A 15,469-nucleotide genomic window follows, 5' to 3' on the forward strand; every position below is an offset into this window, starting at 1 on the left:
TGCTGCCTATCCGCCTTGGCTAGTCACAGGCGATTGGCATTACACCTGGAAGCGTGCCACCAAGCCGCGTAAGCGCTCGGTCAGGCGGTTCAGTTCGCTCATTGATCCGGAGGTCTTGCCAGAAGCATCAGCATTATTGGCCGCAGCATGCGCAATCTGCTCCACGCTGCGGGTAATCTCCTCGCTGGCATGACCCTGTTCAGCCAGGGCCTGGGAGATTTCCTTCACCACTCCCACCACCCCACCAGCACTGTCGCGAATATGGCGAATTGCCTCACCGCCCTGCTCGGCCAGCGCCAGGCCAGCCTTCACCCGGTTCACCGCTTCTTCCATATTGTTGCGCGACTCTGCAGAACCCTGCTGAATGTCGCGGATCATGTCGGCAATCTCCTGAGTGGCGCCGGCGGTGCGCTCGGAAAGTTTGCGTACCTCATCCGCCACCACGGCAAAGCCGCGGCCACTCTCACCTGCACGCGCCGCCTCGATCGCTGCATTCAGCGCCAGTAGATTGGTCTGGTCGGCAATATCCTTGATCACCTGCATGATGCTGGAAATGGTTTCTGTCTTGTCGACCAGTTCGCTGATCGTCGAGGCAGCATGGTCGACAGCGGCATTGATACGCTGCATCTCCACTACCGCACTGGCAATCACTTCCCCGCCCTGATTCGACAACTCGCCTGAATTGGCCGAAACTTCGCGCGCATGGTCCGCCAGCTCGGCAATCTGCTTGATGCTGGCCGTCAGCTGCTCGATTGCCGCCGCCATCTGCGTAGCCGCCTCGCTCTGCCGGTCAGAACTATGCGCAACCTCCCTGGCACTGCTACTGATATCCGCCGCCATGCCGGAAAGATTGCCGCTGCTATCGGCGATGCCACCAACCAGCTCACGCAAGTGCTGTTGCATGTCGGCTACCGCGGCCAACAGGCTCTCTTCCCCGCCTTTCGCCACCGGAATCGGGACATGCAAGTCACCTTGCGCGATACGATGCACTACCTCACGAGTCACCGATGGCTCAGCACCAAGCTGCTGCATCACACTGCGTCGCAGCCAGGCCCCCAGCGCCACCACCACCACAATGGCAATCAGGATCTCCAGCGCCAGCAACAGCGCCTGTTGCATGAACTCAGCCTGCACATCGTCCAGATAAATGCCGGTACCAACCACCCAGCCCCACTTCTCGGAAGTAGCCAGGTAGGAAACCTTGGGCTGCGGCGTATCATGTCCCGGCTTGTCCCATACATAACGGGCAGTTCCCTTGCCAGCCTCTTGCTGCAGCGACGCTACGAAGATCGGTTTTAATGGCGCGCCGGAAGCATCCTTGATGCTCTCCAGGTTCTTGCCGATCATCGCGGCCTTGGCACCATGCACTACCCAGTTCCAGTCACGGTCAAAGGCAAAGAAATATTCCGCTCCGCTATAGCGCGCCTGGTTTAGCACCATCGCCGCCTGACGCTTCGCCTCGGCTTCGCTCAGCTCACCGCTGGCTGCCCGCTGCTCGTAACTCTTGACCACCGACAGGGCGACCTCGGTCAGATTCTTCACCTTGGTCTCACGGTCCTTCAGCATGGCGGAACGCTCATGCAACAGTGACAATCCTCCCACCGTCATCAGTACTACCGCCACCACCACTACCTGCAGCCACAACCTGCTCTTCAGTGACCAGCTCTTGCTTTGCTTCATCGACAATCTCCCGGGGCTCTTTTTGTATGAATGGTGCTTGTTCACACCTTTTTATATCAATTAATTTAAAGATAAACCGAGGATTTGTCATCTTGCCGCACAGGAAAAACAGCGACAACACGGTAAAGCAAGGGTAAGCCCTAGGCGCACGCAACTGCGGAGCAACACATTGCAGACAAAGGATAAGCAGGAGTGAACACGCAAGCCGCGACGGGAGCGCGCAACAATCAGCGAGAAAACACGAGAAGCGACACGGGGACAAGAATAGAAAAAGCCGGCACAAGTGCCGGCTTTTCAGGAAGAAACCTGCTTATTCAGCAGCTTCTTCAACAACTACTTCACCTTCTGCACGGTCAACCAGCTCGACCAGAGCCATCGGAGCGTTGTCGCCCTGACGGAAACCGTACTTCAGGATGCGAACGTAGCCGCCGTTACGGGCTGCAAAGCGCGGGCCCAGAACGTCGAACAGTTTCACAACCACTTCACGGTCGCGAGTGCGGTCAAAAGCCAGACGACGGTTTGCCAGGGACGGCTTCTTACCCAGGGTAATCAGCGGCTCGGCAACGCGGCGCAGTTCTTTGGCCTTCGGCAGAGTAGTCACGATGGTTTCGTGACGCAGCAGCGAGTTAGCCATATTGCGAAGCATGGCCAGACGGTGGCTGCTGGTACGGTTCAGTTTACGATTGCTATTACGATGACGCATTGTAGTGTCCTTTTATCCCGGCTCAGGGCTTTTCGAGACCAGCCGGCGGCCAGTTTTCGAGTTTCATGCCCAGGGTCAGGCCTTTAGAAGCGAGAACTTCCTTGATCTCATTCAACGACTTACGACCAAGGTTCGGAGTCTTCAGCAGCTCGGTTTCCGTACGCTGGATCAGATCACCGATGTAGTAAATGTTCTCGGCCTTCAGACAGTTGGCGGAACGTACCGTAAGTTCGAGATCGTCTACCGGGCGCAGCAGGATCGGATCGATCGGCGGTGCCTTTTCAACGACTTCCTCAACTGCGGTGCCTTGCAGGTCTGCAAAGATCGACAGCTGATCAACCAGAATGCGAGCCGCCAGGCGGACTGCTTCTTCCGGTTCGATCACGCCATTGGTCTCGATATCGAGAACCAGACGATCCAGGTCGGTACGCTGCTCTACACGGGCGCTTTCAACATTAAAGCTGACACGACGCACCGGGGAGAAGGAGGCATCGAGCTGGATGGTACCGATTGCACGGTTGTCATCATGGTTGATGCGAGCAGCTACCGGCTGGTAACCGCGGCCTTTTTCCACTTTGACTTCCATATCAATCTTGCCACCAGCAGACAGATGACAAATGACGTGATCAGGGTTGATCACTTCAACGTCATGCGGCAGCTCGATGTCACCGGCCAGAACAGCACCTTCACCATCCTTTTTCAGGGACAGGATCAGGTTTTCACGACCATGCAGTTTAAGCACTACGCCCTTCAGGTTCAGGAGGATGTCAACAACATCCTCCCGCACACCGTCAAGAGCGGAATACTCATGCAAAACGCCAGCGATAGTTACTTCGGTCGGGGCGTAGCCCGGCATCGACGACAGCAGAATGCGGCGCAGCGCATTGCCCAGGGTATGGGCATAGCCACGCTCAAACGGCTCCATCGACACACGTGCATGTGTAGCCGTTACCGGCTGCACATCGATCAGACGCGGTTTCAGAAATTCCGAAGCGCTGTTTTGCATAGTCATTCCTTAAGAGCTAGCGATTACTTGGAGTAGAATTCCACAACGAGTTGTTCGTTGATATCGCTAGACAACTCGGAACGCTCAGGAACAGTCTTGAAAACGCCTTCCATCTTCTTGGAGTCAACTGCGACCCAAGCCGGGAAGCCGATCTGTTCAGCCAGAGCCAGACCTTCTTGAATACGAACCTGCTTCTTGGCCTTCTCACGAACAGCAACCACATCACCAGCTTTAACCTGGTAGGACGCGATGTTCACTACAACGCCATTAACAGTGATCGCCTTGTGGCTTACCAGCTGGCGTGCTTCTGCGCGAGTAGAACCAAAACCCATGCGATAAACAACGTTATCCAGACGGGATTCCAGGATCTGCAGCAGGTTTTCACCAGTGGAGCCTTGACGGCGAGCCGCTTCAGCAAAGTACTTGCGGAACTGACGTTCCATAACGCCGTACATGCGACGTACTTTCTGCTTTTCACGCAGCTGAACACCAAAGCCGGACAGGCGGGTGTTCTTGGCGCCATGCTGACCTGGAGCGGTATCCAGTTTGCACTTGGAGTCCAGTGCACGGCGAGCGCTCTTCAGGAAGAGATCAGTCCCTTCGCGACGAGCCAGTTTACATTTCGGGCCAGTGTAACGTGCCATTTCTCAGACTCTCCAGATTAGATACGACGTTTCTTGGGAGGACGGCAACCGTTGTGCGGAACGGGCGTCACGTCGGAGATGCTGGTCACTTTGAAACCCAGCGCGTTCAGTGCGCGTACGGAGGATTCGCGACCCGGGCCAGGACCCTTGATGCGAACTTCCAGGTTTTTTACACCGTATTCTTGGGCAACTTTACCAGCGTGCTCTGCTGCTACCTGAGCGGCAAAGGGTGTACTTTTACGCGAGCCTTTGAAGCCAGCACCGCCGGAGGTAGCCCAAGACAAAGCATTCCCTTGACGATCGGTGATGGTAATAATGGTGTTATTGAAGGAAGCGTGCACGTGCACGATGCCATCGCTAACAGACTTGCGTACTTTTTTGCGTACACGACCAGCTGTGTTTGCTTTAGCCATTATCTATGTTCCTTAATTACTTCTTACCAGCAATAGGCTTACGCGGGCCTTTGCGGGTACGTGCATTGGTACGGGTGCGCTGACCACGGCACGGCAGACCACGACGATGGCGGAAGCCGCGGTAGCAGCCCATGTCCATCAGACGCTTGATGCTCATCGTGATTTCGCGACGCAGATCACCTTCAACGGTGAACTTAGCCACTTCAACACGCAGAGATTCCATCTCGGCTTCAGTCAGATCCTTCACCTTGCTTGCCGGGTTGATACCAGCTGCAGTGCAAATAAGCTTGGCGCGGGTTTGGCCGATGCCATAGATAGCCTGCAGGCCGATAACGGCATGCGCATGATTGGGGATGTTTACCCCTGCAATACGGGCCATTCTCTTTCCTTAAGCGTTAAGCTTGAAAAGGTTGCGATTCTAGCACAAGAAATACGCAGCCAACAAATGTTAGCCTTGTTTTTGCTTGTGACGTGGATCAGTGCAGATCACTCGTACAACACGGTTGCGACGAATGATTTTGCAGTTACGGCAAATTTTCTTTACCGAAGGTTGTACACGCATTTCAGTTCCTTTCTATCTGAAAGAGCGAGTGCGATTACTTCGCACGGAACACGATGCGGGCACGAGACAAGTCGTAGGGAGTCATCTCTACGGTTACCTTGTCCCCCGGAAGGATGCGGATGTAGTGCATCCGCATCTTGCCGGAGATGTGCCCCAGCACAACGTGTCCATTCTCGAGCTTCACCCGGAACGTTGCGTTAGGCAGCGTTTCCAGGACTTCGCCCTGCATCTGGATGGTATCTTCTTTCGCCATATGCTCAGCTACCGTTTACCTTAGCGACTAGCGCCACCTTTGAAGTTTGCTTTCTTCAGCAGGCCTTCGTACTGATGGGAAAGAACATACGACTGCACTTGCGCCATGAAGTCCATGGTTACCACAACCATGATCAACAGCGAGGTCCCACCAAAATAGAACGGTACGTTCCAGTTCAGGATCAGGAACTCAGGCAGCAAGCAAACCAGTGTGATGTAGATCGCACCAATCAGCGTAAGGCGAAGAATGATCTTCTCGATGTAACGCGAAGTCTGTTCGCCAGGACGAATACCGGGGATGAACGCCCCGCTTTTCTTCAGGTTGTCTGCAGTCTCTCTGGGGTTGAAAACCAGAGCGGTGTAGAAGTAACAGAAGAAAATGATGGCCGCAGCGTACAGCAACACATATACCGGTTGACCAGGATGAAGCTTGTCAGCAACAGACTTCAAAATTCCCAGACCTTCGGTATTGCCAAACCAACCCAGCACAGTTGCAGGGAACAGGATGATGCTCGACGCAAAAATAGGCGGGATGACACCGGCCATGTTGAGCTTGAGCGGCATATGCGTGCTCTGGCCCTGCATGACACGATTACCTACCTGGCGCTTGGCATAATTCACCAGAACCTTGCGCTGACCACGCTCAACGAACACCACGAGATATGTCACGGCAATAACTGCAACAAACAGCAGAATCACCAGCAGGATCGGCAAGGAGCCTTGGCTTGTCAGCGTCAGCGTTTTGCCCATTGCCGAAGGAACACCCGCGGCAATACCTGCACAGATAATCAACGAAATGCCGTTACCCAGACCACGCTCGGTAATCTGCTCGCCCAGCCACATGAGGAACATGGTGCCGGTAACCAGACTAACCACTGTCGTAACGTAGAACTCTGCCTGCGGCACGACAACGAGGTTGGGTTGCTTGAACAGCATCACAGCTATGCCAAAGCTCTGGAACGAAGCCAGAGCCAGGGTTGCATAGCGCGTGTACTGAGTGATTTTGCGACGTCCAGCATCACCCTCCTTCTTCAACTGCTTCAGAGTCGGAACGATCTCGGAAGCAAGTTGAAGAACGATGGAGGCAGAGATGTACGGCATGATGCCCAGGGCAAATACCGTAAATCGCTGTAAGGCACCACCCGAGAACATGTTGAACATGTCGAGCAGGCCGGTCTGTGACGACTGGAACAACTTCGCTAGTGCCGCCGGATCAATACCGGGAACCGGAACATGCGCACCAATGCGATAAACGATCAGCGCGCCGAGCAGAAACAAGATACGACTTTTGAGATCGCCAAACTTGTCGCTGTTTCCAACTAGAGAAGTATTCGCCACGGCTGAGCCTTATTCTACGAAGCTACCACCTGCAGCCTCGACAGCAGCCTTGGCACCAGCGGTGGCAGCGATGCCACGCAGGGTGAAGGCACGGTCAACGCTACCGGACAGGATCAGCTTGGCACCCAGCGATTGCGCCGGAACCAGGCCTGCTTGCTTCAGAGTCAGCAGATCCACTTCAACAACCGGCAGCAGCGCCAGTTCGGAGAGGCGAACTTCAGCCACGTTGCCAGCGGTCAGCGATTTGAAACCACGCTTCGGCAGACGACGTTGCAGCGGCATTTGACCGCCTTCAAAGCCCACTTTGTGGAAACCACCAGCACGGCTCTTCTGACCCTTGTGGCCGCGACCACAAGTCTTGCCCAGACCGCTGCCAATGCCGCGGCCAACACGGCGCTTGGCATGCTTGGAGCCGGCACCAGGCTTAATGGTATTCAGCAACATTTCTCAGCCCTCGAATTTAACCAGGTAGCTGATCTTGTTGATCATGCCACGGTTAGCCGGAGTGTCGATTACTTCAACAGTCTGATTCAGCTTCTTCAGGCCCAGACCGCGCGCGCAGGCACGGTGGGACTCGATGCGGCCGATCAGGCTCTTAACCAGCGTTACTTTGATGGTTTTGGTATCACTCATGATCTGCCCCCAGGATCTGCTCAACGGTCAGACCACGCTTGGCAGCGATCTGCGACGGAGTGCAAATCTTGCTCAGGCCATCCAGAGTTGCACGCACCACGTTGTACGGGTTGGTGGAACCATGAATCTTGGCAGATACGTTGTGAACACCCAGCGCTTCAAAAACAGCGCGCATCGGACCGCCAGCTTTTACACCGGTACCGTCCTTAGCCGGCTGCATGAACACGGTGGTGGCGCCATGGACACCAACCACTGCATGATGCAGCGTGCCGTTTTTCAGCGGAACTTTGAACATGTTGCGGCGAGCCTGCTCCATACCTTTTTGTACGGCAGCTGGCACTTCCTTGGAACGGCCCTTACCCATGCCGATACCACCATCGCCATCACCAACAACGGTCAGAGCCGAGAAGGCCATGATGCGACCGCCCTTCACCACTTTGGTGACGCGGTTTACACCGATCATTTTCTCGATCAGACCATCGCCACGATCTTCGATCTCGTGCTTAGCCATTCTTAACTCCGATTAGAATACAAGACCGTTTTCGCGGGCAGCATCGGCCAGGGCCTTGATACGACCATGGTATTTGAAGCCGGAACGATCAAAGGCAACCTGGCTTACACCGGCAGCCTTGGCTTTTTCGGCAATTGCTTTGCCTACGATAGCCGCTGCAGCGGTATTGCCACCATTCGATGCTTGAGCGCGCAGACCGGCTTCCAGGCTGGAAGCGCTAGCCAGAACGCGGCTGCCAGTTTCATCGATGACCTGAGCGTAAATGTGGCCATTAGTGCGATGAACGCACAGACGAGCCATCTTGAGCTCCGCAATACGAGCACGGGTTTTGCGTGCACGACGGAGTCGAGTCTGTTTCTTGTCCATTTCAGTGCCTCAATTACTTCTTCTTGGTCTCTTTCAGAACCACAACCTCATCCGAGTAACGAACGCCCTTGCCTTTGTACGGCTCCGGCGAACGGTAAGCACGGATTTCAGCTGCCACCTGGCCAACTTGCTGCTTGTCAGCGCCTTTGATCAGGATCTCGGTCTGAGTCGGAGTTTCACACTTCACGCCAGCCGGCATCTTGTGCACGACCGGGTGAGAGAAACCAAGCGAAAGGTTCAGCGCTTCGCCCTGTGCCTGAGCACGGTAGCCTACGCCAACCAGTTGCAGTTTCTTTTCGAAGCCTTTGCTAACACCAGTCACCATGTTGTTCAGCAGGGCACGCAGGGTGCCGGACATGGAGCGGGCGAACTTGCTGTCGTTCTTGGCAGCAAATTCCAGCTGGTTGTCCACCAGCTTGACTTCTACTTCACTGGACAGGGCAGTAGTCAGAACACCCAGTGCACCTTTTACGGTTACATCGGATGCGCCGAACTTTACTTCCACGCCAGCAGGGATAACCACGGGGTTTTTAGCTACGCGAGACATATCAACCCTCCGATTAGGCCACTACGCACAGCAGCTCACCGCCGATACCGGCAGCACGCGCTTTGCGGTCAGTCATAACACCACGGGAGGTCGAAACGATAGCCACACCCAGACCGTTCATTACTTTAGGGATCTCAGTGGAACCCTTGTAAACGCGCAGGCCAGGACGGGATACACGTTCGATACGCTCGATAACCGGGCGACCTACGTAGTACTTCAGTTCTACTTCCAGAACCGGCTTCTTGTCTTCGCCAGTTACCGAGAAGCTCTCGATGTAGCCTTCATCCTTCAGCACCTGAGCGATAGCCACTTTCAGCTTCGACGACGGCATGGCCACGGAAGCTTTGTTGGCGCGCTGGCCGTTACGGATGCGAGTCAGCATATCGGAGATAGGATCTTGCATGCTCATTCTGTATCTCCTATTACCAGCTGGCTTTAACTACACCCGGGATTTCGCCTTTCATGGCGATTTCACGGAGCTTGTTACGAGCCAGACCGAATTTGCGGAACACGCCACGCGGACGACCGGTCAGGGCGCAACGACGACGCTGGCGTACCGGGCTAGCATTGCGCGGCAGCTGCTGCAGCTTCAGGCGGGCAGCAAAGCGTTCTTCGTCGGACAAATTCGAATTGTTGATGATGGCGAGAAGTTCTTCGCGCTTGGCAGCGTACTTAGCCACGAGCTTCGCGCGCTTCTCTTCGCGATTGATCAGTGCAAGAGTAGCCATGAGCTTAGCCCTTAAACGGGAATTTGAACGCAGCCAGCAGAGCGCGGGCTTCTTCGTCAGTCTTCGCGGAAGTGGTGATGGTAATGTTCATACCACGCAGAGCATCGATCTTGTCGTACTCGATTTCCGGGAAAATGATCTGTTCTTTAACGCCCATGTTGTAGTTGCCACGGCCGTCGAAGGACTTGCCAGACACACCACGGAAGTCACGCACACGCGGCAGAGCGATGGTTACCAGGCGATCCAGGAACTCATACATACGCTCGCGACGCAGGGTAACTTTGCAGCCAACCGGGTAGTTATCACGAATCTTGAAGCCAGCGATGGACTTACGGGCAGCAGTCACAACCGGTTTCTGACCTGCAATCTTCTCCAGGTCGCCAACGGCGTGCTCCATTACCTTCTTGTCGGCAACAGCTTCACCTACACCCATGTTCAGAGTGATCTTCTCGATGCGCGGCACTTCCATTACGGACTTGTAGCCGAACTGCTTGATCAGATCAGGAACAACGGTGCTTTTGTAGAAATCATACAAACGTGCCATTTTTGCTCCTTACGCGCCCACGATTTCGCCGGTGGACTTGAAGATGCGCACTTTTTTGCCATCTTCCAGCACCTTGAAGCCAACGCGGTCAGCTTTTTGGGTGGCGGCATTGAAGATTGCAATATTGGACACGTCCAGCGGCATGGTCTTCTCAACGATGCCACCGGCGATACCACGCACCGGGTTCGGCTTCTGATGTTTCTTGGCGATATTCACGCCTTCAACAACCAGCTTGCCATCGAGAACACGCAGAACGGTGCCACGCTTGCCTTTATCTTTGCCAGCGATTACGACTACTTCGTCGCCTTTACGGATCTTACGCACTGATTCTCTCCTTACAGCACTTCAGGAGCGAGCGATACGATCTTCATGAAGCGCTCGGTACGCAGTTCACGCGTAACGGGCCCGAAGATACGAGTACCGATCGGCTCAAGCTTGTTGTTGAGCAGAACTGCGGCGTTGTTGTCAAACTTGATCAGGGAACCGTCAGCACGACGAACACCCTTAGCAGTGCGCACAACAACAGCGTTGTACACATCGCCTTTTTTGACACGACCACGCGGTGCTGCATCCTTGATGCTCACCTTGATGATGTCACCCACGCCAGCATAGCGACGCTTGGAGCCGCCCAACACTTTGATGCACATTACGGAACGCGCACCGGTGTTGTCTGCAACGTCCAAAATGGACTGCATTTGAATCATGTGATTACCTTTCTATCCAACTTAATTCCGCCTCTTTCCCTCCCAAAGATGAAGGAAACGCCGCAATAAATCGCGGCGTGTCTAGCGGCCAGTCTTGGACCCCGTCAGGGATGATTTCGAGGGAACCCTCGAAAACAACCATTATACAGAGGGGAGACCCCCTCTGCAAGCCTTACACTTGACGAGCCTTCTCGACAAGCGCAGTTACTGCCCAAGCCTTGGTTTTGGAAACCGGACGAGTCTCACTGATGACTACTACGTCACCAATGCCGTACTCGTTGTTTTCGTCATGGGCATGGAACTTCTTGGAACGACGGATCACCTTGCCGTAGATCGGGTGCTTAACCTTGCGCTCGACCAGGACGGTTACAGTCTTGTCCATCTTGTCGCTGACAACCTTGCCAGTCAGCGTACGAACCACTTTAGTTTCGCTCATCTTAAGCAGCCTTCTCTTTCAGAACGGTGCGAACACGCGCGATTTCACGACGCACACGCTTGAGCTCGCTGGTTTTGGCCAGCTGCTGGGTTGCGTGCTGCATGCGCAGCGCGAATTGAGCCTTCAGCAGACCGAGCAACTCGGCCTTCAGCTCATCTACGCTCTTGGCTTTCAGTTCAGTCGCTTTCATTACTGACCCACCTGTTTAGTCACGAATACCGTCGGGATCGGCAGCTTGGCTGCGGCCAGACGGAAGGCTTCACGAGCAAGCTCTTCAGCTACGCCATCCATTTCGTACAGCATCTTGCCCGGCTGGATCTCGGCCACGTAGAACTCCGGAGAACCCTTACCCCCACCCATACGAACTTCAGCAGGCTTGGAAGTAATCGGCTTGTCCGGGAATACACGGATCCAGATACGGCCGCCACGCTTGATGTGACGAGTCATTGCACGACGGGCAGCTTCGATCTGACGAGCAGTCAGACGGCCACGGCCAACGGCCTTCAGACCGAAATCGCCGAAGCTTACCTTGTTGCCACGAGTAGCCAGGCCAGTGTTACGACCTTTGTGCTGTTTGCGGTACTTGAGTCTAGTTGGCTGCAGCATTTCGAGCTCCTGCCTTACGCGGTTTCTTCTCAGGTGCTACCGGCGCAGCCTGAACCTGACCAGGCTTAACGTCACCCTTGTACACCCATACCTTGATACCGATCACACCGTAGGTGGTGTGAGCTTCGGAAGTTGCGTAGTCAACGTCTGCACGCAGAGTGTGCAGCGGAACGCGACCTTCGCGGTACCACTCGCTACGCGCGATATCGATACCGTTCAGACGACCGGAACTCATGATCTTGATACCCTGGGCGCCCATGCGCATGGCGTTCTGCATGGAACGCTTCATGGCGCGACGGAACATCACGCGCTTCTCCAGCTGGGAAGCGATGCCATCGGCGATGATCTGAGCGTCAACTTCCGGCTTGCGGATTTCTTCGATGTTCACATGAACCGGCACGCCCATACGAGCTTGCAGTTCTTTCTTCAGAACCTCGATATCCTCGCCTTTCTTGCCAATCACCACACCCGGACGGGCACTGTGAATAGTAATACGGGCGGACTTGGCCGGACGCTCGATCACCACGCGGCCAACAGCTGCGTGAGCCAGCTTCTTCTTCAGAAACTCGCGTACTTCGATGTCCTGCTTCAGTTGGCCGGCAAAATCCTGAGAGTTTGCAAACCACTTGGAAGCCCAGTTTTTGGTTACTGCAAGACGGAAACCCGTCGGATGAATCTTCTGACCCATAGCTTACCCCTTAGTTGCCCACGCTCAGCGTGATGTGGCAGGTCTGCTTCTCGATACGGTTACCGCGGCCTTTAGCACGAGCGGTAAAACGCTTCAGGCTCGGGCCCTTGTCCACGTAAATGCTGGTCACTTTCAGTGTATCGATGTCCGCGCCTTCGTTATGCTCAGCGTTGGCAATAGCGGATTCCAATACCTTCTTGATGAGGCCAGCACCCTTCTTCGGGGAGAAGGTCAGAATGTTCAGTGCCTGACCAACGGACTGACCGCGGATCAGATCTGCAACCAGGCGGCACTTCTGTGCCGAAAGGCGTGCATTGTTCAGTTGTGCAGAAACTTTCATCGCATCACCTTATTTCTTCTTGGCCTTCTTGTCAGCCGCATGGCCTTTGAAGGTACGAGTCAGCGAAAACTCACCGAGCTTGTGACCAACCATGTTCTCAGACACGTACACCGGAACATGGGTACGGCCATTGTGAACAGCGATAGTCAGACCAATGAAGTCCGGCAGGATGGTGGAGCGGCGAGACCAGGTCTTGATCGGGCGCTTGTCGTTTGTTGCACGCACCGCATCCACTTTCTTCAGCAGGTGGAGATCAACAAACGGGCCTTTTTTAAGCGAACGTGCCATTACTCATTACCCTTTATTTGTGAAAGCGACGGCGTACGATCATATTGTCGGTACGCTTGTTGCGACGGGTACGGAAGCCCTTAGTCGGGGTACCCCATGGGCTGACAGGCACGCGACCTTCACCAGTGCGACCTTCACCACCACCGTGCGGGTGATCCACCGGGTTCATGGCAGTACCACGAACGGTCGGACGGATACCACGCCAGCGGTTAGCACCGGCTTTACCGATCTTACGCAGGCTGTGCTCTTCGTTACCCACTTCGCCAACAGTGGCGCGGCAGTCAACGTGCACCTTGCGGATTTCGCCGGAGCGCAGACGCAGCTGGGCATAGATGCCTTCGCGGGCCAGCAGCATGGCGGAAGAGCCCGCGGAACGCGCCAGCTGAGCACCTTTACCCGGCTGCAGTTCGATGCAGTGGATAGTGGTACCAACCGGAATGTTGCGGATCGGCAGAGCGTTACCAGCCTTGATCGGGGCCTCGGCACCAGACATCAGCTCAGCACCCGGCTTCACACCGCGCGGGGCGATGATGTAGCGGCGCTCGCCGTCTGCGTAGCACAGCAGGGCAATGTGGGCGGTACGGTTCGGATCGTATTCAATACGCTCAACAGTTGCCGGAATAGCATCCTTGTTGCGACGGAAGTCAACGATACGATAGTGCTTCTTGTGACCACCACCCTTGTGACGGGTAGTGATGTGGCCGTTGTTGTTACGGCCAGCGGTAGAGGTTTTTTTCTCTACCAGAGCTGCAAACGGCGCGCCCTTGTGCAGATCCGGGTTTACTACCTTCACTACAGCGCGGCGACCAGCAGACGTCGGCTTAACTTTTACGAGAGCCATACTCTATCTCCTTACTCCGCAGCGGCCGGGGTGGCAGTCAGGTCAAGTTCTTGACCCGGAACCAGGCTTACATAAGCCTTTTTCCAGTCTTTGCGGCGGCCAACGAAACGGCCAAAACGCTTGGTCTTGCCTTTGACGTTGACAGTGGAAACACCTTCAACCTTTACGTTGAACAGCAGTTCAACAGCAGCCTTGATTTCCGGCTTGGTCGCATCGGTAGCAACACGGAAAGCAACCTGCTGATGCTTTTCAGCGATCATGGTGCTTTTCTCGGATACGATCGGCGCCAGAATTACTTGCAGCAAACGTTCCTGGTTCATGCCCATTGCTCCTCGAGTTGCTTCACGGCATCACGGGTGATGACCACTTTATTGAAGCGAACCAGGCTGAACGGATCAGCTTGCTGAGCTTCAATAACCAGCACGTTCGGCAGGTTACGGGAAGAGAGATAGAGGTTTTCGTCGAGCTCTTTGGTGATGATCAGAGCACGATCCAGACCCAGCGACTTAACCTTGGCCACAAACTCTTTGGTTTTCGGCGAGGAAACAGTCAGCTCGTCAACCACTACCAGACGCTCGTCGCGCACCAGCTGCGACAGGATGGTAGCCATACCGGCACGGTATTGCTTACGGTTAACTTTCTGGGTGAAGTTTTCGTCCGGCTTGTTCGGGAAGGTGCGACCACCACCACGCCACAGCGGGGAAGAAGTCATACCAGCACGAGCGCGGCCAGTACCTTTCTGACGGAAAGGCTTTTTGGTCGAATGCTTAACCTCGGCACGAGTCAGCTGAGCACGGTTGGCGCTACGAGCATTGGCCAGGAAGGCGGTAACCACCTGATGAACCAGTGCTTCACTGTAGTCGCGTGCAAACAGTGCTTCGGAGGCCGACAGGGCTTCAACCTGCTGCCCTTGAGCATTGATTACTTTCAATTCCATTATGCACCTGCCTTCACGCTAGGACGCACTACCACGTCACCGTTCTTGGCACCCGGCACTGCGCCTTTTACCAGAATCAGTTGACGCTCCGCATCGATACGAACCACTTCCAGGCACTGTACGGTGCTTTTCACGTTACCGTATTGACCGGCCATGCGCTTACCCGGGAATACACGACCCGGATCTTGCGCCATACCGATGGAACCCGGCGAATTGTGGGAAACGGAGTTACCGTGGGATGCGCGGTTAGACGAGAAGTTGTGGCGCTTGATGGCACCAGAGAAACCTTTACCTTTGGAGGTACCGGTTACGTCTACCAGCTGACCAACCTGGAAAACTTCAACGGACAGCTTGTCACCCACATTCAGGGATGCCAGTTGATCGGCGGACAAGACGAACTCGCGCATAGTGCGAGCAGCCTCGATACCAGCCTTGGCAAAGTGACCAGCTTCAGCTTTGTTTACACGGTTGGCTTTGCGGGAGCCAGCTGCTACCTGTACGGCGGTGTAGCCGTCGGTGTCAGCAGTTTTAATTTGCGATACGCGGTTAGCGGACATATCCAGCACAGTTACCGGAACGGACGCACCGTCTTCGGTAAAAATGCGGGTCATGCCGACTTTGCGACCGACCAGACCTAAAGTCATGTTTATTTCCTTTACAGGCGCCGATTACGATTGACCGGCTTGCTCAAAAGAAAAGCGG

29 protein-coding genes are annotated in these 15,469 nt (G+C 55.0%); all 29 read right to left on the minus strand.

Annotated elements, in window-relative coordinates; all coding sequences use genetic code 11:
* Positions 1-39: 39 nt before the first annotated feature.
* The 29 genes from ACFOKJ_RS09930 to rplC all read right to left on the minus strand — a co-directional run bounded on the left by ACFOKJ_RS09930 (position 40) and on the right by rplC (position 15,411).
* A complete protein-coding gene (locus ACFOKJ_RS09930) occupies positions 40-1,680 on the minus strand; it encodes a methyl-accepting chemotaxis protein (RefSeq protein ID WP_390279133.1) in 1,641 nt (546 codons plus the stop codon).
* 310 nt (positions 1,681-1,990) lie between these two features.
* Positions 1,991-2,383, minus strand: coding sequence for a 50S ribosomal protein L17 (rplQ, locus tag ACFOKJ_RS09935; RefSeq protein ID WP_390279135.1), 393 nt, complete (start codon positions 2,381-2,383; stop codon positions 1,991-1,993).
* 22 nt (positions 2,384-2,405) lie between these two features.
* The gene (locus tag ACFOKJ_RS09940) at positions 2,406-3,389 is read right to left on the minus strand and encodes a DNA-directed RNA polymerase subunit alpha (RefSeq protein ID WP_390279137.1); all 984 of its coding nucleotides are present in this window, start codon (positions 3,387-3,389) and stop codon (positions 2,406-2,408) included.
* Positions 3,390-3,412: 23 nt separating this feature from the next.
* Positions 3,413-4,033 (minus strand): 30S ribosomal protein S4, encoded by a 621-nt coding sequence (gene rpsD / locus ACFOKJ_RS09945; RefSeq protein WP_390279139.1) that lies wholly within the window; start codon positions 4,031-4,033, stop codon positions 3,413-3,415.
* 17 nt (positions 4,034-4,050) lie between these two features.
* The gene (gene rpsK, locus ACFOKJ_RS09950; protein WP_088965543.1) at positions 4,051-4,446 is read right to left on the minus strand and encodes a 30S ribosomal protein S11; all 396 of its coding nucleotides are present in this window, start codon (positions 4,444-4,446) and stop codon (positions 4,051-4,053) included.
* Positions 4,447-4,462: 16 nt separating this feature from the next.
* Positions 4,463-4,825, minus strand: a complete 363-nt coding sequence (rpsM, locus tag ACFOKJ_RS09955; protein ID WP_390279142.1) for a 30S ribosomal protein S13 — start codon at positions 4,823-4,825, stop codon at positions 4,463-4,465.
* Between the two features lie 69 nt (positions 4,826-4,894).
* Entirely contained in the window at positions 4,895-5,008 is a 114-nt protein-coding gene (gene rpmJ / locus ACFOKJ_RS09960; protein WP_011137711.1) for a 50S ribosomal protein L36, read from the minus strand.
* A 34-nt stretch (positions 5,009-5,042) separates the two neighbouring features.
* Positions 5,043-5,261, minus strand: coding sequence for a translation initiation factor IF-1 (gene infA, locus ACFOKJ_RS09965; protein ID WP_144372263.1), 219 nt, complete (start codon positions 5,259-5,261; stop codon positions 5,043-5,045).
* Between the two features lie 20 nt (positions 5,262-5,281).
* Complete coding sequence (gene secY, locus ACFOKJ_RS09970) at positions 5,282-6,598, minus strand: preprotein translocase subunit SecY (protein ID WP_390279145.1); 1,317 nt, start codon at positions 6,596-6,598, stop codon at positions 5,282-5,284.
* A 9-nt stretch (positions 6,599-6,607) separates the two neighbouring features.
* On the minus strand, positions 6,608-7,042 hold the full coding sequence (gene rplO, locus ACFOKJ_RS09975) for a 50S ribosomal protein L15 (RefSeq protein WP_390279147.1): 435 nt from the start codon (positions 7,040-7,042) through the stop codon (positions 6,608-6,610).
* Between the two features lie 3 nt (positions 7,043-7,045).
* Entirely contained in the window at positions 7,046-7,231 is a 186-nt protein-coding gene (gene rpmD / locus ACFOKJ_RS09980; protein ID WP_088965548.1) for a 50S ribosomal protein L30, read from the minus strand.
* Entirely contained in the window at positions 7,224-7,742 is a 519-nt protein-coding gene (gene rpsE / locus ACFOKJ_RS09985; RefSeq protein WP_390279149.1) for a 30S ribosomal protein S5, read from the minus strand. Before rpsE ends, rpmD begins: the two co-directional genes overlap by 8 nt.
* Positions 7,743-7,754: 12 nt before the next feature.
* A complete protein-coding gene (gene rplR, locus ACFOKJ_RS09990) occupies positions 7,755-8,108 on the minus strand; it encodes a 50S ribosomal protein L18 (RefSeq protein WP_390279151.1) in 354 nt (117 codons plus the stop codon).
* A gap of 13 nt (positions 8,109-8,121) precedes the next feature.
* The gene (rplF, locus tag ACFOKJ_RS09995) at positions 8,122-8,655 is read right to left on the minus strand and encodes a 50S ribosomal protein L6 (protein ID WP_390279153.1); all 534 of its coding nucleotides are present in this window, start codon (positions 8,653-8,655) and stop codon (positions 8,122-8,124) included.
* A gap of 13 nt (positions 8,656-8,668) precedes the next feature.
* Positions 8,669-9,064: a 30S ribosomal protein S8 gene (gene rpsH, locus ACFOKJ_RS10000; RefSeq protein ID WP_088965552.1), complete on the minus strand. Its 396-nt coding sequence runs from the start codon at positions 9,062-9,064 to the stop codon at positions 8,669-8,671.
* A 13-nt stretch (positions 9,065-9,077) separates the two neighbouring features.
* Positions 9,078-9,383 (minus strand): 30S ribosomal protein S14, encoded by a 306-nt coding sequence (gene rpsN / locus ACFOKJ_RS10005; RefSeq protein WP_088965553.1) that lies wholly within the window; start codon positions 9,381-9,383, stop codon positions 9,078-9,080.
* Between the two features lie 4 nt (positions 9,384-9,387).
* Positions 9,388-9,927 carry a 50S ribosomal protein L5 gene (gene rplE, locus ACFOKJ_RS10010; protein ID WP_088965554.1) on the minus strand — a complete coding sequence of 180 codons (540 nt, stop codon included), beginning with the start codon at positions 9,925-9,927 and terminating at the stop codon, positions 9,388-9,390.
* 9 nt (positions 9,928-9,936) lie between these two features.
* Entirely contained in the window at positions 9,937-10,251 is a 315-nt protein-coding gene (gene rplX / locus ACFOKJ_RS10015; RefSeq protein ID WP_390279156.1) for a 50S ribosomal protein L24, read from the minus strand.
* A gap of 11 nt (positions 10,252-10,262) precedes the next feature.
* The gene (rplN, locus tag ACFOKJ_RS10020; protein WP_390279158.1) at positions 10,263-10,631 is read right to left on the minus strand and encodes a 50S ribosomal protein L14; all 369 of its coding nucleotides are present in this window, start codon (positions 10,629-10,631) and stop codon (positions 10,263-10,265) included.
* Between the two features lie 172 nt (positions 10,632-10,803).
* A complete protein-coding gene (gene rpsQ, locus ACFOKJ_RS10025) occupies positions 10,804-11,067 on the minus strand; it encodes a 30S ribosomal protein S17 (RefSeq protein WP_390279160.1) in 264 nt (87 codons plus the stop codon).
* Between the two features lies 1 nt (position 11,068).
* A complete protein-coding gene (gene rpmC / locus ACFOKJ_RS10030) occupies positions 11,069-11,257 on the minus strand; it encodes a 50S ribosomal protein L29 (RefSeq protein ID WP_088965558.1) in 189 nt (62 codons plus the stop codon).
* A complete protein-coding gene (gene rplP, locus ACFOKJ_RS10035; RefSeq protein WP_088965559.1) occupies positions 11,257-11,673 on the minus strand; it encodes a 50S ribosomal protein L16 in 417 nt (138 codons plus the stop codon). The genes rpmC and rplP overlap by 1 nt, the downstream gene beginning before the upstream one ends.
* Entirely contained in the window at positions 11,657-12,361 is a 705-nt protein-coding gene (gene rpsC / locus ACFOKJ_RS10040) for a 30S ribosomal protein S3 (protein WP_390279163.1), read from the minus strand. The genes rplP and rpsC overlap by 17 nt, the downstream gene beginning before the upstream one ends.
* A gap of 10 nt (positions 12,362-12,371) precedes the next feature.
* Positions 12,372-12,701, minus strand: a complete 330-nt coding sequence (gene rplV / locus ACFOKJ_RS10045; RefSeq protein ID WP_390279165.1) for a 50S ribosomal protein L22 — start codon at positions 12,699-12,701, stop codon at positions 12,372-12,374.
* A gap of 9 nt (positions 12,702-12,710) precedes the next feature.
* A complete protein-coding gene (rpsS, locus tag ACFOKJ_RS10050) occupies positions 12,711-12,989 on the minus strand; it encodes a 30S ribosomal protein S19 (protein WP_017507372.1) in 279 nt (92 codons plus the stop codon).
* 13 nt (positions 12,990-13,002) lie between these two features.
* Positions 13,003-13,830 (minus strand): 50S ribosomal protein L2, encoded by an 828-nt coding sequence (gene rplB / locus ACFOKJ_RS10055; RefSeq protein ID WP_390279168.1) that lies wholly within the window; start codon positions 13,828-13,830, stop codon positions 13,003-13,005.
* 11 nt (positions 13,831-13,841) lie between these two features.
* A complete protein-coding gene (gene rplW / locus ACFOKJ_RS10060) occupies positions 13,842-14,150 on the minus strand; it encodes a 50S ribosomal protein L23 (RefSeq protein WP_390279170.1) in 309 nt (102 codons plus the stop codon).
* A complete protein-coding gene (gene rplD / locus ACFOKJ_RS10065; protein ID WP_390279172.1) occupies positions 14,147-14,767 on the minus strand; it encodes a 50S ribosomal protein L4 in 621 nt (206 codons plus the stop codon). Before rplD ends, rplW begins: the two co-directional genes overlap by 4 nt.
* On the minus strand, positions 14,767-15,411 hold the full coding sequence (rplC, locus tag ACFOKJ_RS10070) for a 50S ribosomal protein L3 (protein ID WP_390279174.1): 645 nt from the start codon (positions 15,409-15,411) through the stop codon (positions 14,767-14,769). Before rplC ends, rplD begins: the two co-directional genes overlap by 1 nt.
* Positions 15,412-15,469: the final 58 nt, after the last annotated feature.

Source organism: Vogesella amnigena, assembly GCF_042648905.1.
GTDB classification, from domain to species: Bacteria; Pseudomonadota; Gammaproteobacteria; order Burkholderiales; family Chromobacteriaceae; genus Vogesella; species Vogesella amnigena.